The following is a 26680-nucleotide window of genomic DNA, read 5'->3' as shown; positions in this document are numbered from 1 at the left end:
CCGAGCAGCGGCCCGGGGACACCACGGTCCGTTCCCTCATTCCCCGTGCGGCGTCCGGTGTCGCGGCTGCCGGGGGGCGGGGCGGCGGATGGCCGGGGGGACGGCCCGGACCGCGGGCTCGCTCGTGGTCACGGTGAGCGGCTCGCCGTGGTGGTGGAGGGTCAGTGGCGGCCCGTCGAGGAGGGCGTACGTGGTCTTGTCGGCGTCGATCTCCACCCGCAGCCGGCGGCCGCGGAACTCCAGGTGGAAGGCGAGCCGGGCCAGGCGTTCGGGCAGCCGGGGCGCGAACCGCAGCCGTTCGCCGTCGCGGCGCATGCCGCCGAAGCCCGCCACCAGGGCCATCCAGGTGCCGGCGAGCGAGGCGATGTGCAGCCCGTCGCGGGTGTTGTGCTCCAGGTCGCGCAGATCCATCAGGGCCGCCTCGGCCGTGTAGGCGTAGGCGAGGTCGAGGTGGCCCGTGCGGGCGGCGACGACGGCCTGGCAGCAGGCGGACAGGGAGGAGTCGCGCACGGTCAGCGGCTCGTAGTAGGCGAAGTCGCGGGCGATCTGCTCCTCGTCGCAGCGCTCGGCGAAGTACCCGTCGCAGGTGTACAGGGCCAGCACCAGGTCGGCCTGTTTGACGACCTGCTTGCGGTAGAGGTCGAAGTAGGGGAAGTGCAGCAGCAGCGGGTACTGGTCGGCGCGGGTGGCGTCGAAGTCCCAGCGCTGGTAGCGGGTGAACCCGGCATGCTGTTCGTGGACGCCGAGTTCGGCGTTGTACGGGACGTGCATCGCCGCGGCCGCGTCCCGCCAGGCCGCGCTCTCCTCCTCGTCCACCCCGAGCCGGGCGGCCTCGCGCGGATGGCGTTCGACGGCGTCGACGGCGGCCAGCAGGTTCTGCCGGGCCATCAGGTTGGTGTAGGTGTTGTCGTCGGCGACCGCGCTGTACTCGTCGGGGCCGGTGACGCCGTCGAGGTGGAAGACCCCGTGCACGTCGTGGTGGCCGAGCGAGCGCCACAACCGGGCCGTCTCCACAAGGAGTTCGACCCCGGCCTCGCGTTCGAAGTCGGTGTCGCCGGTGGCCTCGACGTAGCGGACGACGGCGTCGGCGATGTCGGCGTTCACGTGGAAGGCGGCGGTGCCTGCGGGCCAGTACGCCGAGCCCTCCGGTCCCGCGATGGTCCGCCAGGGGAACGCGGCCCCGGCCAGCCCCAGTTGGGTCGCGCGCTCGCGGGCCTCGTCCAGCGTGCTGTACCGCCAGCGCAGCGCCTCGGCGACGGCGGCGGGCGCGGTGTGGGTGAGCAGGGGCAGCACGAACATCTCGGTGTCCCAGAAGGCGTGCCCGTCGTAGCCGGAGCCCGTCAGCCCCTTCGCGGGGATGGCGCGCCGCTCGGCGCGGGCCCCCGCCTGGAGGACGTGGAACAGGGCGAACCGTACGGCCTGCTGGATCTCCTCGTCCCCGGTCACCTCGACGTCGGCGCGCGCCCAGAAGTCGTCCAGGCAGGCCTGCTGGTCGGCGAGCAGGCCGGGCCAGCCGTCGTGGGCGGCGGCCGCGAGCGCGGCGTCGACCTGGTCGGCCATGGCGGGCAGCGAGCGGGTGGCCGACCAGCCGTGGGCGACGAGCTTCTCGACCCGCAGCGTCTGCCCGGGCTCCAGCACCGAGGTCACGGTCAGCCGGGCCAGGTCGGTGCCGCTCTCGCTGCGGGTGGTGGTGCGCTCGGGCCCGCTGACGGAGTGGTCGGCGGCCACCGCGACCCGCAGGCCGCTGCGCCGGGTGCGGTGCACCAGGCGCAGCCGCTCGCCCGCGGCGAGGTGGTCCTCCTGTTCCAGGGGCGACTGGAGCGCCATCGCGGCGCGCGGGTCGCCGTCGCCGCCGGGCAGGCTTTCGTTGGCGACCAGTTCGGACTGGATCACCACCCGGGTACGGCAGTCGACGGCCTCCACCTCGTAGGCGACGGCGGCCACCGCGCGCTGGGTGAGCGAGACCAGCCGGGTCGAGCGGACCCGGACCGTGGAGCCGGCCGGCGAGGTCCACTCGCAGGTCCGCTCCAGCACTCCGCGGCGCAGGTCCAGCACCCGCTCGTGGGCGACGAGCCGGCCGTAGCGCAGATCGAACGGCTCGTCGTCGACCAGCAGCCGCAGGATCTTGCCGTTGGTGACGTTGATGACGGTCTGCCCCGACTCCGGATAGCCGTACCCGGCCTCCGCGTACGGCAGCGGGTGCACCTCGTGGACACCGTTGAGGTAGGTGCCGGGCAGGCCGTGCGGTTCCCCCTCGTCGAGGTTGCCGCGCCAGCCGACGTGGCCGTTGGAGAGCGCGAAGACGGACTCGCTCTGCGCGAGCACGTCGAGGTCGAGTGCGGTCTCCCGGACGGCCCACGGCTCGACGGCGTACGAACCCTGCGTGATCACCGCTCGTCCTCCAGTTCGGCGAGGTCCTCGACGACGACGCTCGCGCCGTGCGCGTAGAGCGCGTCGGTCTGGCCGACCCGGTCGACACCGACGACGTATCCGAAGCCGCCGGCGCGGCCCGCGTCCATGCCGGCCAGCGCGTCCTCGAACACGGCCGCCCGGGACGGTTCGACGCCGAGGTCGCGGGCGGCGGCCAGGAAGGTGTCGGGGTGCGGTTTGCCCGGCAGGTTCCGCTCGGCGGCCACCACGCCGTCGATCCGTACGTCGAAGTAGTGCTCGGCGCCCACCGACCGCAGTACGTCACGACAGTTGGCGCTGGAGGAGACGATCGCGGTGCGCAGCCCCTCGGTGCGGACCGCCGCCAGGTAGCGCAGGGTGCCCTCGTACGCCTCGACGCCGCCGGTGCGGATCTTCGCGAGGAGCAGCTCGTTCTTGCGGTTGCCGAGGCCGTGCACGGTCAGGGCGTCCGGCGGGTCGTCCGGGGTGCCTTCCGGCAGCCGGATGCCTCGGGAGTCGAGGAAGGCGCGCACCCCGTCGGCGCGCGGCCGGCCGTCGACGTACTCGTCGTAGTCGGCGACCGCGTCGAACGGCCGTGCCTGCTCGCCCCCCTGGGAGCGCAGGAACGCGTCGAACGTCTCCTTCCACGCGGCCGCGTGCACGACGGCCGTCTTGGTGACGACCCCGTCGAGATCGAAGAGACAGGCCTGGATGTCGTCGGGCAGACCGAGCTGAGTCATACCGAGCACTGTTCCCCGTGAGCGGCGGTCCAGTGAGTGGCGCACGCCACATGTTCCTGCGGCGCGAAGTGACAGACTCTGCTGTCGTGCCACCGACCTTCGACGACCTCCTCGCACGCGCCCGCGCACTCCCCCGTGCGGGCCGGCGCGCCGTGCTCGGCATCGCGGGCGGCCCGGGAGCGGGCAAGTCCACGCTGGCCGAGGGACTGGTGCGCGCCCTGAACGCCGACGGCCCCCCGTGGGCCGCCCACGTCCCCATGGACGGTTTCCACCTGGCGGACGCCGAACTCGACCGGCTGGGGCGCCGGGACCGCAAGGGTGCCCCGGACACCTTCGACGCGGCCGGGTACGCGGCGCTGCTGCGCCGGCTGCGCGAGGACGGCGACGAGGTGGTGTACGCGCCCGGGTTCGAGCGGGTCCTGGAGCAGCCGCTGGCGGGGGCGATCCCGGTGCCGCCGAGCGCCCGGCTGGTGGTGACCGAGGGCAACTACCTTCTGCTGGAGGAGGGTTCGTGGGCGCGGGTGCGGCCGTGCCTGGACGAGGTGTGGTTCTGCGAGCTGCCCGAACGGGAGCGGGTGAGCCGACTGGTCGCCCGGCACGAGCGGTTCGGCAAGGACCGCGCGGCGGCGCTCGCCTGGGTGCTGGGCACGGACCAGCGCAACGCCGATCTGGTGGCGACGACCCGCGGCCGGGCGGACCTGCTGGTCCCGGCGGACGTCCTGCCGTCACCGTCGTCGTCGCCCGGCTGAGGCCGCTGGTCAACCCGCTGGTCACGGCCTTGGGTGAGCTATGTTGAGTGCTCGTGGCAGACAAAGGAGACGGACCGGTGCCCTCGCCGCAGCAGGCCCGCGCACAGGCGTCGGCGATCACTTCGGGCAAGACCGCACCGCAGGCCGAGGCCGCCCCGACCTCCCAGCTCAGGGAGCTGTTCGACGGTCCCCGGCTGTCCCCCGGGCAGCGCCGGATCGCCCAGTACCTGATCGAGCACATCACCGAGGCCGCGTTCCTGTCCATCACCGAGCTGGCGGACCGGGTGGGGGTCAGCCAGCCGTCCGTCACCCGGTTCGCCGGTGCGGTCGGCTTCAGCGGCTATCCCGCGCTGCGCGAGCGGTTGCAGTCGATCGCGCTGAAGACCCTGGCCGGCGGGCCCGGCGACCCGAACCGCGCCAACGAGCTCCAGGCCGCCGTCGACGCCGAGATCCGGAACCTGGAGAACCTGCGGCGCGACTTCGCGGACCCGGACCGGGTGATCCACGTCGGCCGGGAGCTGTCCCGCTCCACCCCGCTGACCGTGCTGGGCCTGCGCATCTCGGAGTCGCTGGCCGAGTACTTCGGGTACGCGGCGCGCCGTATCCACCCTGATGTACGGCTGGTCACCCGGGGCGGCAGCGTGGCCTACGACGCGCTGCTGCAGTCCCGTGAGGCCGGCGGCAGCTGGGTGCTGGCGTTCGCGATGCCCCGGCACTCGCACGAGACCCTCCAGGCCATCCGGGTGGCGCACGACGCCGGTCTGAAGGTTGCCCTGATCACCGATCTCGCGCTCGGGCCGCTGGCCGACGAGGCCGACGTCACCTTCGCCACCGGCACCGGCTCCCGGCTGGTGTTCGACTCCTACGCCGCGCCCGGTGTGATGGCCGCCGCGCTGCTGCAGGCCATGACCGACGCCGATCCGGAGCGCACCCAGGCCCGGCTGGAGAAATACGAGCAGATCTCCGAGCAGCACCAGTTCTTCGTCAGGGACTGAGTCCGCCGCTCCCCGGCGCGGCGCCGCCGTTCTCCTCGACGGTGGGCCCCATCCGTGAAGATCTTGCGGTCACCCCCCACCCGCACCGGGATCTTTCACCCCATATCGCGCATGAATGTTTTCATACGTCTTGCAAAGTGATCGGTATATATAAATACTCGCCCGGGGCACCCGCGCGGACACCCCGGGGCCGGCCGTCACCTACCCAGGCCGGCGAGCGGGATGTCCGGTGGTGCGGCGTCCCTGCGCCGCACCCCGGGGCGGCCCCGGTCATCCCCTGGACCGGGGCCGCCCGCCCTCGTCGGACCACCCTCACGACGCGCAGACCGGAAGTGACCATGACCCTCACCAGCACGCGCATCAGCCCCGACTGGCCCTGCCAGGTCAAGACCCCGGGTTCGTACGACTGGGAGCGCTCGGCCGCCAGGTGGCTGCGCGAGCTGGTCCCCGCGCGCTACGCGAGCTATCCGGCCCTGATCCGCCACCCGGTGCTGCTCGCCCGGCACGCGCAGCTCCAGGTGCAGCAGGAGATCCGGGTGGCCCGCACCGCCCTCCAGACGGCGCGGGCCGAACTCCCGGTGCTCGGTCTGCCCGAGTCGGTCATCGAGCACACGATCAAGCTGTACGCGGCCGAGGTGCTCCAGCTCCAGCACATCGCCCGCAGCGTCCGCGCGGTCACCGAGGCCCTGGCGCGCCGCGGCGGCCACCCGGCCTGACGCACCGGCAGGGGCGTCCTCGCCGCTCCGCTCCTCCACACCGGTGATCGAAGGGTGCCGAATGTGCGATGCTCGTCGCGTGACGAGCGAGTCCGTTTCCCCGATGGGCGACCCCGGCACCGGCGCCGACAGCGCCGCGCTGGCCAGGGTCGTGGCCCGGCAACGCGCGGAGCTGGAGCGGCTGCGGGACCGCGCCGCGACGGCGGCGGTACTGGAGCGGGCCAAGGGCGCCCTGATGGCGCTCACCGGCTGTACCCCGGTCGCCGCCCACGACGAGCTGCGCCGCCGTGCCCGGGACAGCGGGCGCACCCTCGTCGAGGAGTGCTGGCTCGCCCTGGGCGCGCTCCCGCCGTCCAAGGAGGAGGCGGACCCCGCGGCCGCGTCCCCGCCCCCTCGCGAGACCCCGCCCGCCGGTGCCCCCGACCTCGCCGAGGCACTGAGCAGGATGGGCCGGGACCTGGTGCGCGTCGGTTCCCCGCAGGAACTGGCCGGGCGCCTCCTGGACCGGCTGGCGGCCGAGGTGCGGGCCGATGCCGTACTCCTCTACGAGCGGCAGGCCGAGGGCGGGATCGAACTGATCGGGCACGCGGGCGCCGAACCTCGGTTCGCCGCCCAGTGGCGGCATGTGCCCCCGCTGGCCGGGGTGCCCGCCTTCGAGGTGCTGGCGACGGGCGAGCCCCTCTGGCTGGAGGACCTGCCGGCCGACCGCACCCGGTACCTGCTCAGCGGCAGCCCGCCCGAGCGGTGGCCGACCCGGGCCTGGCTGCCGGTGCCGGCCGGGGGCGCCGGCCGGGTCGCCCTCGGGGTGCTGCGCCGGCACGACCAGCCGTTCGAGCCGCGCGAGCGCGAACTGCTGCGCGCCACCGCCCGGTTGTGCGCCGGCCGCCTGCGCGCCCTGGACGCCCCGCGGGAAGCCCCCGGCGAACTCGCTCTCACCGCGGCCGTGCAGGCGGTCTTCGAGGCGTTGCCGGGTGCCGCGGTCCTGCTCACCCCGCTGCGCGGCCCCACGGGCGAGGTGGAGGACTACCGCATCGACGCCGCCGCGCCGCGGACCGTCGACGTGTTCGGCCGCACCGGACGCGACATGGTCGGCCGGCGCATCCTGGAGAGCTACCCGTCCGTCGCGGGCGAACCGCTGTGGCGGGGCTATCTGACGGCCCTGGAGACGGGGGTGCCGTTCGAGGGCGAGCCGTTCGCCTACCAGTACGTGTCCGGCGGGGTGGCCGTGACCGCCACCTACTCGGTGCGGGCCGCCCCGCTGGGCGAGGGGCTGCTGGTGTCCTGGCTGCGGTACGACCCGACGGAGCGGCAGGAGCAGCGGCTGGCCGACGTGCAGCGGCTCGGCAACCTCGGCTGGGCGAACTGGAACCTGGTCACCGGGGAGATCTCCTGGTCCGCGCAGGCCTACGCCGTCCTGGGCCGCGACCCCGCGCGCGGGCCGCTGGAACTGGCGGAGCTGCCCGGATTGGCACTGCCCCAGGACGCGGACCAGCTGACCGCCGCGATCACCGGGCTGGTCCGCCGCGGCCGGGCCTTCGACGCGCCGTTCCGGGTCGAGGCGCCCGAGGGAGTACGGCATCTGCGGCTGGTGGCCGAGGCCGTCACCGAGCCGGACGGCACCCCGGCCGAGGTGCACGGCTTCGTCCAGGACCTCACCGCACAGCGCAGCGCGGAACTCGCCCTGGTCAAGAGCGAGCGCACGATGCTGCTCCAGCGCGGGGTGCTCCAGGCCGAACGGGCGCTGGCGGCCCGGCTCCAGCACGCCCTGCTGCCGCTGCCCAGCAAGCCGGTACGGCTGGCCGGGCTGCGCGTCGAGGTCGCCTATCTGCCCGCACAGGCCGGCATCCACGTCGGCGGCGACTGGTTCAGCGCCATCGAACTGCCGGACGCGGACGCGCTGTTCGTGGTCGGCGACGTGGCGGGCCACGGCATCGACGCGGTGGCCACCATGGCCCAGCTCCGGTTCACCGCCAAGGGGATGGTCAGCACCGGCACCTCCCTCACCGTCGCCCTGGCCCGGCTCAACCAGCTGCTGCTGCACTCCCGGGACGGCCGGCGCACCGCCACCATGATCATGGCCCGCTACGAGCCCGACCGGCAGCTGCTGACCTGGGCGCAGGCCGGGCACCCGCCGCCGCTGCTGGTGCGCGACGGCGAGGTGCGCTACCTCGACCGCCCCGTCGGCATGCTGCTCGGCGCCAGCGCCCGCCCCTCGTACGAGTCGGCGCAGCTGCGCCTGGCCCCCGGGGACCGGCTGCTGGTGTACACCGACGGCCTCATCGAGCGGCCCGGCGAGGGCCTGGACGTGGGGCTGGCCCGGCTGGCCGAGGCGGCGCGGGCCCACGGCGACGGCGGCGGGGACTCCCTGGACGCGCTGCTCGCCGCCATGGTCGCGGACGAGCGGCGCGACGACGTCTGCGTGCTGGACATCCGGATGCCGGCGCGCGCCGACGACCGCACCGAGGAACCGGTCGACGCGGCGGACCCGGACAGCTGGGAGGCCCCGAACGGCTAGGGTCTTTCGTTCGGACCGGCCCGGCCCGGCCCGAACGAGAGACACCGGTGCCGGCCGGCGGATCACGGGCCGGGCGGGGACGAGGGCTCGTCAGTGCCCTTATCGTGTTGACCGCCCCAGGCAGACGGTGCTGGAGTCGGCACGTGGACAGCATCCCCGCCAACAGGCGGTTCTGGAACCGGATCAGCGGCACCTACCAGCACGAGCACGACCCGCGCATCGGCGCCACACCCCGGCTGTGGGGCATGTACTCCATCCCCGACGCGCACCTGCACGCCCTGGGCGACGTCACCGGCAAGCGCGTCCTCGAACTCGGCTGCGGCGCCGGCCAGTGGTCCAGGGCGCTCGCCGCCGAGGGCGCCACCGTGGTCGGGTTCGACCTGTCCGAGGCCCAACTCGCCGCGGCCGCCGCCGCGATGGGCGCGGCCCGCTACCCGCTGGTGCAAGGCGCCGCCGAACGACTCCCCTTCGCCGCCGACAGCTTCGACCTGGTGTTCTGCGACTTCGGCGGGCTCAGCTGGGCGCCCCCGCACCTGGCCGTCCTACAGGCCGCACGCGTCCTGCGCCGAGGCGGACGCCTGGTGTTCAACGTCGCCAGTCCATGGTTCGAAGCCTGCTACGACGAAGCCGCCGGCCGCGTGACCACGACGCTCACGCAGGACTACTTCGGGCTGAACGCCATCGCCGAGGACGACGGCGCGACCAGCTATCAGCTCACCTACGGCGACTGGGTCAGGGTCCTGCGCGGCGCGGGGCTCGTCATCGACGACCTCATCGAGCCGCGGCCCGCCCCCGGAACACCCAACGGTTACAACGAGACCGATCCATGCGACTGGGCACACCGCTGGCCGGCGGAACTGCTCTGGGCAACCCACAAACCGTGAGTTCCGCCGCGCCGTCGGGGCGGGGTCAGTCCGCGGGGTGGCCGGCCTCGATGCCGATCGCGTCGGACAGCCGCAGCAGCGGGCCCGCGCGCCCCTCGCCCCACTCCAGCGGGTCGAGGACGAAGCCGACGTGGTCGCCGCCGTCGACGCGGTGCAGGATGGTGCCGACGCACCAGGCCGCCGCGTCCGCGAGGACCACGGCGCCGCCGGGCACCCGCACCAGGTCCAGCCCGGCGAACTTGTCGGTGTCATCGCCCGTCCGGCCGCCGAAGAGTTCCGCGAGGGCACGCTGGTCGCGGGTGAGCAGATGGACGGCGAGGCACTGTGCCGCGCGGGCGACGCGGTAGGTGCGGTTGGCCTTGGACAGCCACACGGCGAGCCGGGGCGGCTGGATGGAGCACTGCGCGGCGAAGCCGACCAGACAGCCCGCCCGCTCGCCGCCGGCCGCGGCCGTGACCACGCACATGTCGGGGTCGAGCCGCCCCAGGAAAACGTCCGCCCGCGTCATGCCGCTCCGCTCCGTCCACCGCCGCTCGGTCCCCGTACACCGATGTTCCCGCGCAGGGGGGTTCCCCGCGCGCCGTCCCCCAATCGCTCGGCATTGGACCGGCCCACCAATCCGCCGCCCCCTCCGCCGACCGCCCCGACCGCCCCGGCCACCCCGGCCACCCGAGTGGGCCGTACTCCTGTAGACAAAACGATCGAACGATCATCTGAGTCTTTCCTATTGATCGTTCAGGAAAGCGCGTGCTAGAAAGCGCCGTCATGACGACTCCTTGGTCACGCCGTGCTTTCCTGGCCGCCTGCTCCGGCAGCGCCGTCGCACTGGGACTGAGCGCCGCGCCCCCGGCCTTCGCGGCACCGGACGAGTTCGCCGCCCTGCGGACGAGGTGGCGCACCCTGATCCTCGGCGAAGGCTTCGACCCCGGCGCCGAGCCCTTCGCCTCCCGTCTGGCCGACCTGGGCCGCACGGCACGCCGGTACCTCGCCGCCATGGCCCCCGCCACCGGCTCCCTGTGGCCGGACCTCCCGTACGCCGACCCCGACCCGGACACCGACCAGGAATCGTTCACCTACTCCGGCAACATGAGCGCCAGTCACACCCGGCTGAGCACGCTCGCGCAGGCCTACGCCCAGCCGGGCACGGGACTGACCGGCGACACCGCCCTGCGGGACGCCGTGGTCACCGGCCTCGACCACCTCCACGACGACGTCTACAACGCGCACCAGCCCCCGTACGGCAACTGGTGGAGCTGGCAGATCGGCGCCCCGCAGGCGCTCCTCGACACATGCGTGCTGATGTACGACGCCCTGTCCGCCGAGCAGATCGCCGGCTGCACCGCGGCCGTGGACCACTTCGTGCCCGACTCCGCGGTGGCGGACTACACCGGCACCAGCACGGGCGCCAACCGGGTCGATCTGTGCCGGGTGCTGGCGCTGCGCGGGGTGGTCGGGGGCGACGCGGCCAAGGTGGCGCTGGCCCGCGACGCCCTCTCGCCCGTCTTCCCGTACGTCACCTCGGGCGACGGTCTGCACGCCGACGGTTCGTTCATCCAGCACACCTGGGTGCCGTACACCGGCTCCTACGGTGCGGTGTTCCTGGGCGGGCTCGGGATGCTGTTCGCGCTGCTGGCCGGCTCCGGCTGGGAGGTGACCGACGAGAACCGGCAGATCGTCTTCGACTCGGTCGAGAAGGCCTGGGCGCCGTTCCTCCACAACGGCCTGGTGATGGACGGTGTCGCGGGCCGGGCGATCAGCCGGGGCCTGTCGGCCGCGGACCCGCAGGCGATCCAGCAGGACGACCATCTGCGCGGCCACCCCGTCCTCGCCTCCGTGCTGCTGCTCGGACAGGGCGCGAGCGCGGCGGAGAACGCGCGCTGGCGCGGCCTGGTGAAGGGCTGGATGCGGCGCGACACCTACAGCCCGCCGCTCGCCGACCCGGTGCTGAGCCTGCCCAACCTGGCCCGGCTCAGCGATGTCGACACGGACCCGGCGGTGTCCGCGGTGCCGGAGCCGACCGGGCACCGGCTCTTCCCCGCCATGGCACGGGCCACCCACCGCCGGCCCGGCTGGGCGGCCTCGCTGAGCATGGCCGGCAAGCGGATCGCCTACTACGAGTGCGGCAACGGCGAGAACCTGCGCGGCTGGCACACGGGGGCCGGAATGCTCTACTGGTGGGGCGACACCTTCGCGGGCGGCCAGTACAGCGACGCCTTCTGGCCCACCGTGGACCCGTACCGGCTGCCGGGTACCACCGTCTCCCGGCGGGTGCTGGCGGACGGCGCGGGCGGCGACTGGGGCGCGGCCAGACCGGACGTGAACTGGGTGGGCGGCGCGACGGACGGGGAGCGGGCCGCGGTCGGGCAGCACCTCAAGGGCCTCCAGTCGACGCTGGTCGCGAAGAAGTCGTGGTTCTTCCTCGACGACACGGTGGTCTGCCTGGGTGCGGGGATCACCTGCACCGACGGAACGGTCGTGGAGACGACGGTCGAGAACCGGAACCTGGGGGCCGCGGGCGACGCCCCGTTCACGGTGGATGGCAGGGTGGAGCCGGTCGCCCACCCCTGGTCGCAGACGCTCACCGGCACCGGCTGGGCGCACATCGGCGGGCACGGCGGCTATGTCTTCCCCGGCGGCGCGACGGTGCGGGCGCTGCGCGACGCCCGGGACGGCAGCTGGAGTTCGATCAACACGGGCGGGTCCCCGACCGTGCTGAGCCGCACGTACCTGACGATGTACGTCGATCACGGCACCGATCCGGTGAACGCCTCGTACGCCTATCTGCTCATGCCGGGCGCGAGCGCCGCACGGACGCGGGCCCGGGCGGCGGAGCGCGACTGGCTGACCGTGCTCGCCAACACGGACGACCAGCAGGGCGTCTTTGTCCGCCCGCTCGGGTTCACCGGGGTGAACTTCTGGTTCGGCGGAACGGTCGGAACGCTCACCGCGAGCGACCCGTGTTCGGTGATGATCAGCGAGAACGGACGGCACGGCCGTGATCGCGGTGAGCGATCCGATGCTGATGAGCACGGGTCTGACCCTGACCTGGCGGCGGCCGGTCGCCGCGGTGACCTCCGCGCCGGCCACGGTCGTCTCGGCCACCACCGGCCGCTCCCTCACGCTCGCCTTCGGCGACCTCAGGGGCACGGCCGGGGTGAGCCAGCGGATCACCGTCAGGCTGGGGTGACCGCTCCCCGTACGAACCGGCTCAGGGACGCCGTGACCGCGCCGACGAAGGCGTCCCTGTCCCCCTCCGGCAGCGCGTCCAGCGACAGATAGGGGTTCAGGTCCTCCAGCTCGACCAGCAGCAGGGCGCCGTCCGGGGCGCGGCAGGCGTCGACGCGCTGGATGCCGTGGCCGAGGTCGTTCCAGTCGACGAAGCGCCGGGCGAACTCCAGGTCCGCGGCGGTCGCCGGGTACGGCTTCAGCTCCCAGCGGCGGCGCGGGTCGGGGGCGTACAGGGCGTACTGGAAGTCGTCGTCCACGAAGTAGAAGGAGATCTCGTGGACGAAGACGATGTAGGGCTGTACCAGCATGTCGTCCCCGGCGAAGGCGGCGACCCGGCCGGCGGGGACGATCCGCAGGCCGAGGGAGTCCGCGCCGAGCCGGGGCTTGCAGACGTAGCGGTCGACGGCCGGCAGCCGGTCCAGGTCAGCGGCCCGGCCGACGGTCGGGATCACCGGGTACCCGGCGTCGGTCAGGTCGAGCAGATACCGCTTGCCGGCCATGTCCGCCTTGCCGGTGAGCGGGTTGTACACCGGGGTGCCGCGCTCCAGCGCCCGCGCGCGGAAGGCGTCGTACGCCTGCTGGTAGCCGAGCACGGGCCCGCTGTTGCGCACCACGACCGCGTCGTACCCGTCCATCAGCGCCACCGCGTCCAGCGGATGGCACAGTGCCAGGTCGAAGTGGGCGCGCAGCCGGGAGGTGAGCAGGATGTCCTCGTCGCAGTAGCGGCGCCCGCGGGCCTGGTACGCCAGATCGGTGACGTAGAGAAGGCGGGGGCGGGCGTCGGGCATACGGGTCTCCTCGGGCGTGGTCGGGTGCTGGTGCCGGTAGGCGCAGAAAGGTTACGCCCGCATGATCGGCTTCGACCGGCCGGGGCCCGGCGCTCTGCGGCGGTGCCCTGCCGGAGACCTGGGGGCGCGCGGGGCCCGGAACCTAGCACCGCTCCGGGCCCCGCGCCATGGACGGATCGGAGTGTCCGGCCCCCCACCGGGGCGCCATCACGTCCAGTGCGTCCGGGGGCCGGCGGCCCGCACAATGTCGGCCTCGGTCGGCCGCCGCGCCCGGGAGACCAGGGCGTGCGGCCGTCGGAGCGCGTACGGTCCGGGCGAACAGGGCCGCGCCGCGCGCGAGTTCTCGTCCCGCACCACCACCGTGTACCCGCGTGGCTCCGACAGGAGGACATCGTGACCGCTTCCGTCCCGCTGCCGTTGAGCGGCGTCCTCGTCGCCGACTTCGGGCGCGTGCTGGCCGCGCCGTACGCCACCATGCTCCTGGCCGACCTGGGCGCGGACGTCATCAAGGTCGAGCATCCCGAGGGCGGCGACGACACCCGCGTCTGGGGTCCTCCGTACGCGCACGGCGAGGCCACCTACTTCCTCTCCGTCAACCGCAACAAGCGCTCCGTGGCGCTCGATCTGCGCGACGCGGACGACCGGCGGCGCGCCGGTGAACTGGCGCGCCGCGCCGATGTGCTGTTCGAGAACTTCCGGCCGGGGACGCTGGGGAAGTACGGGCTCGGCTACGCGGACGTGCGGGCCCAGAACCCCGGGATCGTCTACTGCTCGATCACCGGCTTCGGCTCCGGGCCGGGGGCCGCGCTGCCCGGGTACGACCTGCTGATCCAGGCCGTGGGCGGACTGATGAGCGTCACCGGGCCGGCGCCCGGGGAGCCGGTGAAGACCGGAGTGGCGCTGGTGGACGTGCTCACCGGGCTGCACGCGGCGGTCGGTGTGCTGGCCGCGCTGCGGCACCGGGACGCGACCGGCGAGGGGCAGCGCATCGAGGTCGATCTGCTCTCCACCCTGCTGTCGAGCCTGGTCAACCAGTCCGCCGGGTACACCCTGGCCGGCCGGGTGCCGGGCATCCTGGGCAACCGGCACCCGTCCATCGCGCCGTACGAGGTGTTCCGGGCCAAGGACCAGCCGCTGGTGATCGCCGTCGGCAACGACCGCCAGTTCGCGGCGCTCTGCCGCGGCCTCGGCGTGCCGGAGCTGGCCAGCGACCCGCGCTTCGCCGGCAACGCCGACCGGGTGGCCCATGTGGGCGAACTGGCCGGCATTCTCGGCGAGTTGCTGACGGCCCGCACGGCGGAGGAATGGTTCGGGCACCTCACTCCGCTCGGTGTCCCCTGCGGCCCGGTCAACGACCTCGGCCAGGCGTTCGCGCTCGCCGAGCGGCTCGGTCTGTCGCCCCGGGTGCCGGTGGCCGGCGGCGACGGCGACGCCCTGGACCTCGTCGCCAATCCGATCAACCTGTCCGGCACCCCGGCCCGTTACGACCGCCGGCCGCCCCGTCTCGGCGAGCACACCGGCGAGATCACCGACTGGCTGGACTCCTGAGCGCCCGCGGACACGTGGACACGGACCGGTCCGGTGCCGCCGCTCAGGACGCGTCGGCGGCCGCGCTCCGGGCACCGCAGGAGGCGCGGACGCGCAACTCCGGCAGCAGGTCGAGGTGTTGGCGCGGGCCCGGGAGCTGCCGGCCGGCGCGCTCGGCGATGCGGCGCAGCAGGATGCCGGTGGCGTGTTCGCCGACCGAGCGCTTGGGCGGGGCGACGGCGGTGAGCGGCACGTCGGCGAGCGCGGCGACCTGGTCGTCGTAGGTGATGAGGGCGAGGTCGTCGGGCACGCGCACGCCGTGCGCCTGGAGGCGGGGCACGAGCACGATGGCGTCCTCGTCGCTGTGCACCAGGGCGGCGCTGACCCCGTGGGCGCGGACCGCCTCGACCAGGTAGTCCACGCTGGTGTCGTAGTCGCCGTGCGCGCGCACGGTCGGGGCGCCCTGGTGGACCTCCAGGCCGCGGGCGCGGACGGCGGCCTGGAACCCGGCGCTGATCTGCGCGGCGTGCGGGCCTTCCTGGAGAACGGCGGTGATCCGGCGGTGGCCCAGGCCGGCGAAGTGGCCGACGGCGACGGCGGCGCCGTGGGCGCGGTCGGTGCGCACCCGGTCGAGGTCGGCCGCGGGGTTGCCGGGCGGGGCGGAGCGCTCGACCAGGACGACGGGCACTCCGCACTCGGTGAGCCACTTCTCCTGCCCGTCCGCGGGGACGCCGCCGAACCAGCTGGGCGCCACCAGCAGCCCCTGGGCGCCGCCCGCGATCAGGTGTTCCGCCTGGACCGAGTCCTCGGTGTCGACGTAGCCGGACACCCCGAGCACCAGGCGGCCGCCGTGGGCGGCGACGGCCTCGCGGGCGCCGGCGACGATGTCGGTGAAGATGGAGACGGTGGTCGGCACGATCATGCCGATCACCGCGCCCTCGGCCCGCTCGGTCGGCCGGCCGCGGGAGGCCGGGGCGGTGCCGTCGGCGTGATCGCCCGGCCAGACCACCGCGCCGTGCAGCCGCCGCAGCCGGCCTCCGGCGGCCAGGGTCTCGACGTCGCGCCGCAAGGTGACGGCGGAGACGCCGAGTTCCGCCGCCAGTTCGGCCACGCGGAGGCTGCCGCGCTCACGGACGAGTTCGAGCACCCGCTCGTGGCGCTGGTCGACGTGCGGTCGCATGGGCTCCCCCTGGGCGAAGATCCGAAGCGCTCACTCTACGCCCACTGCCGTATCGATCGAGTGCAATCAATTCGATCGCTCCGGTGTTCGGACGCACAGCGCGGGCAGCACTCAGTTCCCTCGTTTCTTCACAGTGACTGCACTGAGTGCCAAAAATTCCGGCCCGAATGCTACGTTCCCGCCATGAGCTCCAGCAGCACGGCGCCCGACGCCAAACCGCCGATGCGGGACGCCTTGGTCGCGGCGGCCTTCCGGCTCTTCCTGGAACGCGGCTACGAGCAGACCACGGTGGACGACATCGTCGCCCTGGCCGGGGTCGGCCGGCGTTCCTTCTTCCGGTACTTCCCCTCCAAGGAGGACGTGGTCTTCCCCGACCACGAGCGCTGCCTGGCCGACATGACCGCCTTCCTCGCCGCGAGCGGCCCGGAGCACGAGCCGGTGCGCCGGGCGTGCGACGCGGCCCGGCTGGTGCTCCGGATGTACGCGGAGAACCCGGCCTTCTCCGTGCAGCGCTACCGGCTCACCCGGAAGGTGCCGGGCCTGCGGGCGTACGAGCTGTCGGTGGTCTGGCGCTACGAGCGCGCGCTGGCCCGGTATCTGCGCGGCCGGTTCGCCGGGCGCCCGGACGGGACGCTGCGGGCCGATGTGATCGCGGCCGCGGTGGTCGCCGCGCACAACAACGCGCTGCGCTCCTGGCTGCGGTCGGACGGACAGGGCGACGCGGGCGCGGCCGTGGACCACGCGCTGGGGTACGTGCAGCGGGAGTTCGCGCGCCCACGGGACACGGGGCCGGCCGGACCCGCCGCGCGCGTCACCCCGTCGAACGACGGGCGGACCGCCTCCCCGGCCGACGACGTGCTGGTCCTCGTCACCCGCCGCGACGCCCCGCTGTGGCGGGTGGTGCAGGAACTGGAGGCGGTGCTGGACCGCACCTGACGGCCGCGCGGGCGGATCCGCGATTCTCCTTTCGGGGTACCGAGTGCCTTTACGAGTGACACTGAGTGCCATACGCTAGCGGGCGTGCACGGCGGCCGGGCCGCCGGCACACGCGTGCAACGGGACCTGCACGCGGGATTCCGGCCGAGCGCAGGGAGTTGACCAGGATGTTCCACCACTCAGCGAGCGCCCCGTCCGTGGTGGCCGGCTCCGCGGCGGGTGTTCTCGATCCCGTCGCCGCAGCCCCCAAGGACGCCCTCCTCTTCCAACGCTGCACCTGGTGCGGCACCGCGATGTTCCACCGGCTGCTGTGTCCGGTGTGCCGGGGCAGCGAGCTGCGCACCGAGCGCAGCGAGGGCGTCGGCACCGTCCGCCACTCCACCGTCGTGCACCGCAACACCCCCGCGGCGCGCAATGTGTCGCTGATCGAGATGGCCGAGGGGTTCGTCGTGCGGGGCCGGGTGATGGGTCCGCCGGTCGGCATCCACAGCGGCGACCGGGTCCGGCTGTCCACCGCCAAGGACCCGGTACGCGGCGAGCCGGTCTTCCAGCTGCTGGACGAGCCGTACCGGGCCTGGACCTGACGGCCGCGCACCCCTGCCTCCCCTCCCCCGATCGGCCCGTACCTCAGCCGCACCTGTGATCCGTTGCCGCTCTTTCACAGGCAACCCACAGCCACCGCGTTCCGTCCTCCGGGAACGAGGGGCTCCCGGGACGGCCGGGGCGCCCGAGGTCTGGGGTCGAGGAGGAACAGTGGTCCGTGCCCGGCGCATATGGGTCACCGCCGCCGCGTTATGCGCGGTGGCGGGAGCGTCTCCAGGGGTGGCCGCCGCCCGCAGTCAACCGCCGTCGGTCGCGGGGCCGTCGGCCTCCGTGGGCGGCGAGGCGCTGCCACCGGGCTGGCGGCTGACCGGCGGGGGCCCGGCGCCCCGGCTGGAGTGGCAGGCAGGCCGGCCGGTGCCGATGGGTGACGCGCGGGTGGAATTCCGGTCGGGGAACCGGCTGTTGGGGGTGCCTGAGCCCAGCGCCGACGGTCGCACCTTCCGGCTGCCGCTGGACGGACGGCGGCCGGCCGAGCTGCGCTCACTCGAAGTCTGGTCCGGCGGGCACCGGTTGGACGTCCGGGCGACCGGGGCGGCCTCCTCACCGACGGTCACGCCACCGCCGAAGCTGCCCGCGAACGGCGTGGACCCGGGCAAGCCGGGCACGTACCGCACCAGGACCGGCGAGTACAGCCTGAAGCCGGTCCGGCTGCCCGGCTTCAAGGCACCGGTGGAGATGCGCGCGGTGGTCGTCGCCCCCGTCGGCGCCCGGGGCGAGCGGCCGCTCGCGCTCTTCCTGCACGGCCGGCACTACACCTGCTACCGGGGCGACGAGATATCCGCCGACTGGCCCTGCAAGTCCGGCCACCAGCCGGTGCCGAGCCACCGCGGCTATCTGCGCGACCAGCGACTCCTGGCCTCGCAGGGCTATATGACGGTGTCGATCGCGGCCAACGGCATCAACGGCCAGGACGACGAGTCGGCCGAGGACGGCGGCGCCCAGGCCCGCTCCTCCCTCATCCGGCTCCATCTGGGCCAGTGGGCGCAGTGGGCCAGGCATCCCGCGTCGGCACCGGCGATCGTCCGTGACGCGCCCCGCGCCGACCTGTCCCGCGTACTCCTCGTCGGGCACTCCCGGGGCGGCGAGGGCGTCAACCGGGCGGCCCTGGACAGCCTTTACCCGCCGCCCGCCGACCAGGACGGCTACCACGGCCCGGTGGACTGGACCATCCGCGGCACGGTGCTCATCGGCCCCACCGTCTTCGGCCAGAACCCCGTGCCCGACGTGCCCTCGGTGACGGTCCTGCCCGGCTGCGACGGCGACGTCTCCGATCTCCAGGGCGAGGTGTACGTCGACGGGACGCGCGCGGTCAGCACCGGAACCGCGCTGCACAGTGCCGTGTACGTCGTCGGCGCCGACCACAACTTCTTCAACTCCGAGTGGACCCCGGGCACCTCCGCGGCGCCCTCCGAGGACGACTTCTACGACGATCCGGACCGGCCCGACCCGGTGTGCGGCGCGCACGCCGCGACCCGGCTCACCGCCGACCAGCAGCACCGGGCCGGAGCCACGTACATCGCGGCCGCCGCGCGGCTGTTCCTGGCCGGGGACGACCGGGTGCGGCCGCTGCTGGACGGCTCCGGCAAGCGGGCGCCGTCCGCCGACCCGGCGCGGGTCCTCAGCCACGCCGTGGGGGCCCGCCGCGGCGGCGGGTTGCTGCCGGACGGCAAGGTGTCGGTGACCGGTGGCCGGCTGTGCGACGCCGTCGACCCGAACCCGGCCAAGGCCTGTCTGGGCGAGGACGCCAAGGGGTACTCGCCACACTTCGCGCAGTGGGTCACCGGCCGGGAGACCGGCCGGCGCGCGGTCGCGCTGCGCTGGACGCACGAGGGCGCCCGCACCCGGCTGGCGCCCGGCCGGACGCTGTCGCTGTCCGGCGCCAAGGAGCTGGCGCTGCGGCTGTTCGTGCCGCCCAACTCCCGTGGCACGCGACTGGACGTGACCCTCACCGACACCAGCGGCCACCGGGCGACGCTGGGCCGGGTCCGCGCCGACGGACTGCCCGGCAGCGAGCGGACCGCCTCCTACTGGGCCCGCGAGATCCGCGTACCGCTGACGGCGGCCACCCGCGCGGGCCTCGACCTCGGGGCCGTCAAGTCCATGGAGCTGACCTCGCGTTCGCCGTCCGGCCGGGCCTGGCTGATGGACGCCTGGGGCTGGCGCCCGGGGACGCCCGAGGCCCGCGCGGCGGCCCTGCCCCGCGTGGACCTCGGCCGTGAGACGGTCGACGAGGGCGACTCGGGCGTGCGCACCTATCACGTCCCGGTGCGGGTGTCGGGCCACGGCAGCGGTCAGGTCCGCGTCTACGTCCTGGACCCGGCCACCGGTCAGGCCAAGGACCAACTGGTCACCGTGCACCCGGGCGGCCATGACATCGACGTGCCGGTCGAGGTGAAGGGCGACACCCGCTACGGCCCGGACCGGTCGTACGACGTCCTGGTCAAGGCGGTGCGCGGCGCCGTCGTCGGCTCCTACCAGGGCGGGATCACCGTGCACGACGACGATCCCGCCCCCACCATGACCGTGACCCCGCTCGCCGACCGGGTCACGGAGGGCCAGCCGCTGCGGTGGCGGCTCTCCCTGTCCGAGCCGGTCGACGTGGACATGGGCGCCGTCTTCGGCGTCGTCCGGCCCGCCTCCGGCGCCGAACTTTCCACCAAGGACGTCTCGGCCGCCTGGCTGCGCGACACCACCGGCCAGTCCCCCGACCCGGAGCGCCCGCTGTCCAAGGTGAACGGCCTCTACCTCTGGGTGGACGTCCCGCCGGGCCGGACCAGCACGGACATCACCCTGCCCACCGTCAAGGACAAGGTCGCGGAACCCGCGGAGTCGGTGACCTTCCGCCGGCTCGACGACATGACCAGCGAGCCGCTGCCCGACGGCCTGTCCTTCTCCGGCACGGTCCTGGACGGACCCGCCGGCCTCCGGCCGTAGTACGGAACCGTCACCCCGCCGGGCAGGACGCCGAATTCGCGTTCGGGCGCGCTGCCCGGCGGGCGGACGGTCAGTCCCCGAAGGTCACTCGAATGCCGACCGTGCCGTCCGAACCGCGGCGCAGGCGGCTGCCCAGCAGGATGAGACGGCCGACGAGGCCGTACTTGCGGGCGATCAGGGCGCGGTAGCGGGCGGTGGTGGCCGGGTCGGTGATCTCGGCGGTGGCCGCCACCTGGTCGCCGGTGGGATTGCCGCGCAGGTCGCAGGGGCCGACCAGGACGTCGGCGCGGCGCCGGATCCGCTTGACCTTGTGACTGTCGGCGGCCGTCCAGACGCCGAGCCCGTCCCCGTCGCGCACCACCCACACCGGGGTGGCGACCGGGGTGCCGTTCCCGCGGTAGCTGGTGAGCAGCAGGTACTTGCCGGCACCGAGTCGGGCCGGCAGCGCGTCGTCGTCCATGGCGGGGAGTCTAGGCCGCGCCGGACGGGGCCCGCCGCAGGTGGGTCACTTCACCGCGGCCGCCATCCGCCGTACCGCCTCGGTGAGGATCTCGGGCGAGGTCGCGAGGTTGAGGCGGACGTGGCCCGCGCCGCCGGTGCCGAACGGCGGGCCGGCGGTGAGGGCGATCCGGCCGCGGTCCAGGAAGATCTGGGCCGGGTCGTCGCCGAGGCCGAGCGCGCGGCAGTCGAGCCAGGCCAGATAGGTGGCCTCGGCGGGATGGACGCGGATGTCCGGCAGGTGCTCGGCCAGCAGGTCGGCGAGCAGGCGCCGGTTGTCGCTGATCCCGGCGAGGAGGGCGTCGAGCCAGTCGGTGGCCTCGCGCAGGGCGGTGGTGTGGGCGATGATGCCGAGATGGCTGGCACCGTGGCCCACCTCCTCGGGCATGCGGGCCAGTTCGGCGGCGGCGCCGGGGCCGGCCAGGGCGAGGGCGGCCTTGAGGCCGGGGAGGTTCCAGCCCTTGGAGGCCGACATCAGGGACAGGCCCCGGTCGGCGCCGGGTACGCCGAGGTAGGGCACGAAGGTGACGCCGGGGGCGACGAGCGGGGCGTGGATCTCGTCCGCGACGACCCGTACGCCGTGGCGTTCGGCGAGTTCGGCGACGGCCGCGAGTTCGGCGGCGGTGTGCACCGTGCCGGTGGGGTTGTGCGGGCTGCACAGCAGGTACGCGGCGCGGCCGCCGCCCGCCGTGGCCCGTGCGAACGCCTCCTCCAGCGCGGCCAGGTCGAGCCGCAGGTCCGCACCGAGCGGGACCTCCACCACCCGCCGGTCCATATGGGTCGCGAACAGGAAGAACGGCGGGTACACCGGCGGGTTGACGATCACCGGATCGCCCGGCCCGGTGACCAGCCTGAGCATCTCGACCACGCCGAGCATCACATCGGGAACGATCGCCGTGCGCTCCACGGCGATCCCGTCCCAGCCCCAGCGCCGGGCGGCGAAGCCGGCCAGGGCCTCGGCGTAGGCGGTGCCGGCCGGGTACCCGGTGTCGCCGAGGGCGAGCGCGTCGGTGAGCGCCCGGACGACGGGCGGGGCGAGCGGGACGTCCATCTCGGCCACCCACAGCGGGAGCACGTCCTCGGGGTAGGTGCGCCACTTCATGCTCGTACGACGGCGCAGCCGCTCCAGGCCGAGGGCGCGCAGCGGGTTCGGTTCTCCGGCGGTGTCGTGCGGGGAGCTGGTCATGGGGCACAAGATAAGGGGGGCGTGCGGTGAGCGGGAACGGGGCGGAGGGGCCGCCGGTGCCGGGGACGACGACCGGCCCCGGATTCGATGGAGCGGCGGCAAAGATCAAGTCATGGGATTAGATTGCGTATTGAAGGATCTATCCCTCCTCCAGGCACCCAGGAGCTGACGCACGTGACCGACAACCCCGCAGCCACCAATGACGTGGCGGTGTCGCTGCGCGCCCGCATCAACACCGGCCAGCCGCACACGGCGCGGATCTGGAACTACTGGCTCGGCGGCAAGGACAACTACGAGGTCGACCGCGCGGCCGGTGACCAGATCCGCCAACTGCATCCGGGCATCGGGGAGTACGCGCGTGCCGACCGGCTGTTCCTGGGCCGGGCGGTGCGGCACCTGGTCGGCGACGTGGGCATCCGCCAGTTCCTGGACGTCGGCACCGGGCTGCCCACCGCCGACAACACGCACGAGGTCGCGCAGCGGATCGCGCCGGAGTCCCGGATCGTGTACGTCGACAACGACCCGCTGGTGCTGGCGCACGCGCGGGCCCTGCTGACCAGCACGCCCGAGGGACGTACCGACTACCTGGACGAGGATCTGCGCAATGTGGACGCGATCCTCGAACACGCCTCGAAGACCCTGGACTTCAGCCGGCCGGTGGCGCTGATGCTGCTCGGCGTGGTCATCTTCATCGGCGACGACGAGGAGGCGTACGGGCTGGTGCGGCGGTTGATGGAGCGGCTGCCCGAGGGCAGCCATCTCGTGCTGTCGCACACCGTCACGCATCCCTCGATGCCGGATGTGGACGAGGCGGTCAAGTTCTGGAACGAGCACGGCACGCCGAAGTTGACCCAGCGCACCCCTCAGGACGTCACGCGGTTCTTCGACGGCCTGGAGCTGCTGGAGCCCGGCGTGGTCTCCTGCTCGCGCTGGCGCCCGGAGCACGCTCACGGGGCGGAGCCGGAGGAGGTCGCCATGTTCGGCGGGGTGGCCCGCAAGGGCTGAGACGGTCGGGTGACCCGCGACACCCGTCGGGTGGCGCGGGTGCGCGCCGTGAGGTCAGACGGACCGGCGCGGCCGTGGGGCCGCGGCGGCCCATTCCATCACGAGGCGCTGGTACTCCTTGCGCTGCTCGGTGGTCAGCGTCCCGCCCGACCGGCGCCACAGGGCCCGGATCTCCTCGTTGACCTCCGCGGCCGATCGCTCGGAGGCGGCTTCAACAGTGGTGGACATGTTGTGAAGCATATGCCGCTCGCCGTGAAGGCGCTGTGAGTAAGTACCCCTGATACGGACATTTCGGACCGTGTTGCTCATCACGTCGAGTGTCAAGGCGCGTACGGGAGTTCACACCCGCCCCTCACCCGGCGACCGCGAGCAGCGGTGGCCGGGGAGGGTGAGCGACGCCACAGCGCCGCTCGGCCGTTCGAGTGCGCCCCGGGCGAGCACGACGGCTCAGGTGCCGGGCTTGCGGCCGTAGACGAAGACGTCGTCGCCGTTGTGCAGCAGCGACCAGTACTTCTTGGCGTCCTTGCCGGTCATGTTGACGCAGCCGTGCGAGCCCGGCGGGTTCCACATGCTCAGGCCCACCGAGTGGAAGGCCTGGCCGCCGTCGAAGAACTGGCTGTACGGCATGGGCACACCGTTGTACAGCGACGAGACGTGGTCGATGTCACGCCAGTAGATCTTCTTCAGGCCGGTGCGGGTGACGTACCCCTTGCGGCCGGTGCGCACGGGCACCGGACCGTAGACGAGCTTCTTGCCGTCCTGGATCCAGCTGAGCTGGTGGGTCAGGTCCACGCACGCGATCCGGCCCTTGTTCACCGGGCACGCGCCGCTCTTGTTGGGGTTCTTGCCCACGGCACGCTGCTTGGTGATGAGGTCCATCACACCCCAGGTGACGTTCCCGGCGTAACCGATGGTGGGCGTGATGCCGTTCTTGGCCTGGAAGGCGCGGATGGCCTTGCAGTCGGCGGCGGACTGCCGGCCGTCGACCGGGCGGCCGAGGAACTTCTCCACCTGCTTCTGGTGCGGGCCCGTCGCGGTGGTGCAGTAACTCGCGGCCTGGGCCGGGGCCGCGGTGAGAGCCAGTGTGAGCGGCGCCACCAGGCCCGTGACGCCCAGCGCGACAACGGCTCGTCTACGTATGTCCCCCATGAGGGATCTTCACCTTCTCCCCAGTTCGCCCAGGGACATCCCCCGGGTGTTTCTGTGCGATTCCCACGATCTCGGACAAGTAGACCCCGGGGGAAATCGTGGGGTTGTGCTTCCGGTCACGCTGTGACGAAACGGTGAACTTCCTCACCCCGCAGCCGGCCGCCGGGGAGCCTGCGGCCGTAGGCGACGAGCAGCAGGTCCTGGGCCGCGCCGTGCAGGGGCGCACCGGTGCCGAAGGACCAGTCGAGGTCGTCGGCGCACAGCCGGACCCCGGTGAGGTCGGTGCCGAAGAACCGGAAGGCCCGTGGATCGACGGCGGCGAGGACGATGCGCAGCCGGTCCTCGGGGACGCGCCGGTCCAGGCCGAGGGCGACGGTGACGTCCAGCCCGTGGACGACGTCGTGGCCGAGGGCCGCGGCACGGCCGCCGACCGGGGGCGTCCAGGGGTGGTGGGCGTGGGCGCGCAGGAAACCGGCGAGTTCGCGGTCCGGGTACGCGGCCGCGTCCCGCCGGGCGAGCCGGTCGGTCGTACGGTGCAGACTGCCGCGCGCCCTGACCAGTTCCAGCAGCACCTTCGCCGTCGGGTGGCGGAATCCCGTCGACATGTGCGCGACCACCTCCCGTACCCGCCAGCCCGCGCAGAGACTGGGCGCCTCCCACTGCGCGGGACTGAACCCCTCGAAAAAATTGGCCAGTTCACGACGTTCGGCGGCGATGAGCGTGGCGATGTCGGCGGCTGCTTTCCCCATGTCTCCAGCATCGGCGGGCCGCCGCGAGAAGTCCAAGACATGATCCGTCTCCGAACTAGCATGAACGGTTATGGAGTTGAGGCAGCTGCGGTACTTCGTGGCGGTGGTGGAGGAGGGCGGTTTCACCCGGGCCGCAGAGCGGCTGCGGCTGGCGCAGCCGGGGCTCAGCGCGCAGATACGGCAGCTGGAGCGGGAGTTGGGGCAGCCGCTGCTGGACCGCTCCGGGCGGGCGGTGCGGCCGACGGAGGTCGGGGAGGCCGTGCTGCCGTACGCGCGGGCCGCGCTCGCGGCGGTCGAGGGGGTGCGGCAGACCGCCGAGGAGTACACGGGCCTGCTGCGCGGGCGGGTCGCGATCGGCCTCGTGCCCGGCACCCTCGCCCACGCCTTCGACCTGGCCGGACTGCTGGCCGCCTTCCACCGGGCACATCCCGGGGTGGAGGTCACCCTCACCGAGGACGTCTCGGACCGGATGCTGGCCGCGCTGCGCGGCGGCGCGCTGGACCTCGCGGTGGCCGGGGTGGCGGGACAGGACCCGCCGCCGGGCATCGCGTGGGAGGTGGTCATCGACGAGCCGCTGGTCGTTGCGGCCGTCCCCGACCACCCCCTGATGACCGGGCACCCGGGGGCACGGGCCGTCGCGCCGGCCGCGCTGGACGGACACCGGCTGATCGGGCTGCCGCACGGGACCGGGATGCGGACCGTCCTGGACCGGCTGTGCGCCGGGGCCGGGTTCCGGCCGCACATCGCCTTCGAGGCGGCGACCCCGGACGCGCTGGCGCGCCTCGCCGCGCGTGGTCTCGGCGTCGCCGTCCTGCCCGGCCGCGGCCCCCGCCCCGGCTTGCGCACCCTCGCCCTCGCGGACCCGCGCGCCCGCGGCCGGGTGGCCCTCGCCTGGCGCACCCCGGACCCGCTGAGCCCCGCCGCGCGGGAGCTGCTGCGCCGGCTGCGGCAGGGGATGCGCGCCGAGCGGTGACGGCCGCCCCCGGAGCCGGAGGGACAGCGGGGGCGGCCGGTGAAACGCCCGGGGAGGCGATCCGGTGGCCGGCGCCGCGACCACCCGACCGGCCCCGGCGGTCAGCCGCGCGGATGCCGCAGCGCCTGGTGGAAGCCGGTGTGCACCGCGGTGAGGCCGCCGTCGACCACCAGGGTGGTGCCCGTGATCCAGGCGGCGTCGCGGGAGGCGAGGAAGGCGACCGCGGCGGCGATGTCCTCCGGCTCGCCGACCCTGCCCAGCGGATACAGCCCGCGGACGGCCGCCACGTCGTCGTCGCGTCCCTCCCAGGCCGAGGTGCGCACCGTGCCCGGTGCCACCAGGTTCATCCGGACGCCCCGGGCCGCCACCTGCCCGGCGAGGGTGCGGGTGAGGGAGCCGAGACCGGCCTTGGCGGCGCTGTACGCCTGGTTGCCGAAGTCCTGGAGGCCGTTGACGGAGCCGATGCTCACGATGGCGCCGCGTCCGGACGCGGCCAGGTGGGGCAGGGCCGCGCGGCAGCAGCGGTAGGCGCCGGTCAGGGTGACGTCGAGGTCGCGCGCCCATGCCTCGTCCGAGCCGTCCTCGAAGAGCGGGGCGTCCGGGGAGCAGTGGGCGGCGCAGTTGACCAGCACGTCCAGGGAGCCGAAGGCGTCGACGGCACGGGCCACGGCCGCCTCCACGGCGGCGCGGTCGGCCACGTCGCACGCGAACGCCTCGGCCGTCAGCCCCTCTTGTCGCAGCGCGGCGGCGGTCCGCTCGGCCTCGGGCAGGTCCCGGTCGGTGACCAGGACGCCGCCGCCCTCCTCGGCGAGCCGCCGGGCGACGGCGGCGCCGATGCCGCGCGCCGCCCCGGTGACGAGAACTCCGTGTCCCGTAAAGCGGGTCTGATCGCTCATGGACCGACGGTACGGCCGTACCGCCGGTCTTTCACCGTCCC

General features: G+C 73.8%; 22 protein-coding genes and 1 pseudogene. 12 read left to right on the top strand and 11 right to left on the bottom strand.

What is annotated here, in order from left to right:
- Nucleotides 1-36: 36 nt before the first annotated feature.
- Together BLW85_RS35325 and BLW85_RS35320 are read right to left on the bottom strand one after the other, a co-directional pair.
- Nucleotides 37-2391, bottom strand: coding sequence for a glycoside hydrolase family 65 protein (locus BLW85_RS35325; RefSeq protein WP_074995419.1), 2355 nt, complete (start codon nt 2389-2391; stop codon nt 37-39).
- Nucleotides 2388-3128, bottom strand: a complete 741-nt coding sequence (locus BLW85_RS35320) for a beta-phosphoglucomutase family hydrolase (RefSeq protein ID WP_074995416.1) — start codon at nt 3126-3128, stop codon at nt 2388-2390. The genes BLW85_RS35325 and BLW85_RS35320 overlap by 4 nt, the downstream gene beginning before the upstream one ends.
- An 86-nt stretch (nt 3129-3214) precedes the next feature.
- On the opposite strand from BLW85_RS35320, the gene BLW85_RS35315 reads away from it, so the two are divergent.
- The 5 genes from BLW85_RS35315 (at nt 3215) to BLW85_RS35295 (ending at nt 8987) form a co-directional block, all read left to right on the top strand.
- The gene (locus BLW85_RS35315) at nt 3215-3877 is read left to right on the top strand and encodes a nucleoside/nucleotide kinase family protein (RefSeq protein ID WP_074995413.1); all 663 of its coding nucleotides are present in this window, start codon (nt 3215-3217) and stop codon (nt 3875-3877) included.
- Nucleotides 3878-3954: 77 nt separating this feature from the next.
- Nucleotides 3955-4872, top strand: coding sequence for a MurR/RpiR family transcriptional regulator (locus BLW85_RS35310; protein WP_074995410.1), 918 nt, complete (start codon nt 3955-3957; stop codon nt 4870-4872).
- Nucleotides 4873-5210: 338 nt separating this feature from the next.
- Nucleotides 5211-5588 carry a hypothetical protein gene (locus tag BLW85_RS35305; protein ID WP_107409236.1) on the top strand — a complete coding sequence of 126 codons (378 nt, stop codon included), beginning with the start codon at nt 5211-5213 and terminating at the stop codon, nt 5586-5588.
- Nucleotides 5589-5649: 61 nt separating this feature from the next.
- Nucleotides 5650-8103, top strand: coding sequence for a SpoIIE family protein phosphatase (locus BLW85_RS35300; protein WP_079172532.1), 2454 nt, complete (start codon nt 5650-5652; stop codon nt 8101-8103).
- Between the two features lie 143 nt (nt 8104-8246).
- Nucleotides 8247-8987, top strand: coding sequence for a class I SAM-dependent methyltransferase (locus tag BLW85_RS35295; RefSeq protein WP_074995404.1), 741 nt, complete (start codon nt 8247-8249; stop codon nt 8985-8987).
- 25 nt (nt 8988-9012) lie between these two features.
- On the opposite strand, the gene BLW85_RS35290 is transcribed toward BLW85_RS35295, so the two are convergent.
- Nucleotides 9013-9495 (bottom strand): flavin reductase family protein, encoded by a 483-nt coding sequence (locus BLW85_RS35290; protein ID WP_070023358.1) that lies wholly within the window; start codon nt 9493-9495, stop codon nt 9013-9015.
- A 257-nt stretch (nt 9496-9752) separates the two neighbouring features.
- Here BLW85_RS35290 and BLW85_RS35285 point away from each other — a divergent pair.
- Nucleotides 9753-12174, top strand: a pseudogene (locus BLW85_RS35285) (polysaccharide lyase 8 family protein).
- Here the strand turns inward: BLW85_RS35285 and BLW85_RS35280 are convergent.
- Entirely contained in the window at nt 12161-13003 is an 843-nt protein-coding gene (locus tag BLW85_RS35280) for an ATP-grasp domain-containing protein (protein WP_074995402.1), read from the bottom strand. The pseudogene BLW85_RS35285 and the gene BLW85_RS35280 sit on opposite strands and share 14 nt — an antisense overlap.
- 474 nt (nt 13004-13477) lie before the next feature.
- Between BLW85_RS35280 and BLW85_RS35275 the strand changes: the two genes are divergently transcribed.
- Nucleotides 13478-14551, top strand: a complete 1074-nt coding sequence (locus BLW85_RS35275; protein WP_425275378.1) for a CaiB/BaiF CoA transferase family protein — start codon at nt 13478-13480, stop codon at nt 14549-14551.
- 43 nt (nt 14552-14594) lie between these two features.
- Here the strand turns inward: BLW85_RS35275 and BLW85_RS35270 are convergent, their stop codons facing one another.
- Nucleotides 14595-15710 (bottom strand): substrate-binding domain-containing protein, encoded by a 1116-nt coding sequence (locus BLW85_RS35270; RefSeq protein ID WP_074995397.1) that lies wholly within the window; start codon nt 15708-15710, stop codon nt 14595-14597.
- Nucleotides 15711-15893: 183 nt separating this feature from the next.
- On the opposite strand from BLW85_RS35270, the gene BLW85_RS35265 reads away from it, so the two are divergent.
- The 3 genes from BLW85_RS35265 (at nt 15894) to BLW85_RS38960 (ending at nt 20183) form a co-directional block, all read left to right on the top strand.
- On the top strand, nt 15894-16646 hold the full coding sequence (locus BLW85_RS35265; protein ID WP_070023353.1) for a TetR family transcriptional regulator: 753 nt from the start codon (nt 15894-15896) through the stop codon (nt 16644-16646).
- Between the two features lie 167 nt (nt 16647-16813).
- Nucleotides 16814-17230 carry a Zn-ribbon domain-containing OB-fold protein gene (locus BLW85_RS35260; protein ID WP_070023352.1) on the top strand — a complete coding sequence of 139 codons (417 nt, stop codon included), beginning with the start codon at nt 16814-16816 and terminating at the stop codon, nt 17228-17230.
- Between the two features lie 169 nt (nt 17231-17399).
- Nucleotides 17400-20183, top strand: coding sequence for an alpha/beta hydrolase (locus BLW85_RS38960; RefSeq protein ID WP_208624936.1), 2784 nt, complete (start codon nt 17400-17402; stop codon nt 20181-20183).
- A 70-nt stretch (nt 20184-20253) separates the two neighbouring features.
- On the opposite strand, the gene BLW85_RS35250 is transcribed toward BLW85_RS38960, so the two are convergent.
- Both BLW85_RS35250 and BLW85_RS35245 read right to left on the bottom strand, forming a co-directional pair.
- Nucleotides 20254-20643 carry a PPOX class F420-dependent oxidoreductase gene (locus tag BLW85_RS35250; protein ID WP_070023350.1) on the bottom strand — a complete coding sequence of 130 codons (390 nt, stop codon included), beginning with the start codon at nt 20641-20643 and terminating at the stop codon, nt 20254-20256.
- 45 nt (nt 20644-20688) lie between these two features.
- Nucleotides 20689-21867 carry a MalY/PatB family protein gene (locus BLW85_RS35245; protein WP_074995394.1) on the bottom strand — a complete coding sequence of 393 codons (1179 nt, stop codon included), beginning with the start codon at nt 21865-21867 and terminating at the stop codon, nt 20689-20691.
- Nucleotides 21868-22041: 174 nt separating this feature from the next.
- Here BLW85_RS35245 and BLW85_RS35240 point away from each other — a divergent pair, with 174 nt between their 5' ends.
- Complete coding sequence (locus tag BLW85_RS35240; protein WP_070023348.1) at nt 22042-22872, top strand: SAM-dependent methyltransferase; 831 nt, start codon at nt 22042-22044, stop codon at nt 22870-22872.
- A gap of 54 nt (nt 22873-22926) precedes the next feature.
- Here BLW85_RS35240 and BLW85_RS35235 read toward each other — a convergent pair whose 3' ends face one another.
- The 3 genes from BLW85_RS35235 to BLW85_RS35225 all read right to left on the bottom strand — a co-directional run bounded on the left by BLW85_RS35235 (nt 22927) and on the right by BLW85_RS35225 (nt 24770).
- Nucleotides 22927-23112, bottom strand: coding sequence for a hypothetical protein (locus tag BLW85_RS35235; protein WP_070023347.1), 186 nt, complete (start codon nt 23110-23112; stop codon nt 22927-22929).
- Nucleotides 23113-23319: 207 nt separating this feature from the next.
- Nucleotides 23320-24021 carry a L,D-transpeptidase family protein gene (locus tag BLW85_RS35230; RefSeq protein ID WP_070023346.1) on the bottom strand — a complete coding sequence of 234 codons (702 nt, stop codon included), beginning with the start codon at nt 24019-24021 and terminating at the stop codon, nt 23320-23322.
- Nucleotides 24022-24137: 116 nt separating this feature from the next.
- Nucleotides 24138-24770, bottom strand: a complete 633-nt coding sequence (locus tag BLW85_RS35225; protein WP_070023345.1) for a maleylpyruvate isomerase family mycothiol-dependent enzyme — start codon at nt 24768-24770, stop codon at nt 24138-24140.
- A gap of 70 nt (nt 24771-24840) precedes the next feature.
- Here BLW85_RS35225 and BLW85_RS35220 point away from each other — a divergent pair, with 70 nt between their 5' ends.
- Nucleotides 24841-25743 carry a LysR family transcriptional regulator gene (locus BLW85_RS35220; RefSeq protein WP_074995391.1) on the top strand — a complete coding sequence of 301 codons (903 nt, stop codon included), beginning with the start codon at nt 24841-24843 and terminating at the stop codon, nt 25741-25743.
- A gap of 101 nt (nt 25744-25844) precedes the next feature.
- Here BLW85_RS35220 and BLW85_RS35215 read toward each other — a convergent pair whose 3' ends face one another.
- Nucleotides 25845-26639: an SDR family NAD(P)-dependent oxidoreductase gene (locus BLW85_RS35215; protein ID WP_074995389.1), complete on the bottom strand. Its 795-nt coding sequence runs from the start codon at nt 26637-26639 to the stop codon at nt 25845-25847.
- Between the last annotated feature and the right edge of the window lie 41 nt (nt 26640-26680).

This window comes from Streptomyces misionensis, assembly GCF_900104815.1.
In the GTDB taxonomy this organism is placed as follows: domain Bacteria; phylum Actinomycetota; class Actinomycetes; order Streptomycetales; family Streptomycetaceae; genus Streptomyces; species Streptomyces misionensis.
The sequence above is the reverse complement of the archived record's forward strand: the minus strand, read 5'-3'. Positions and strand labels throughout refer to the sequence as shown.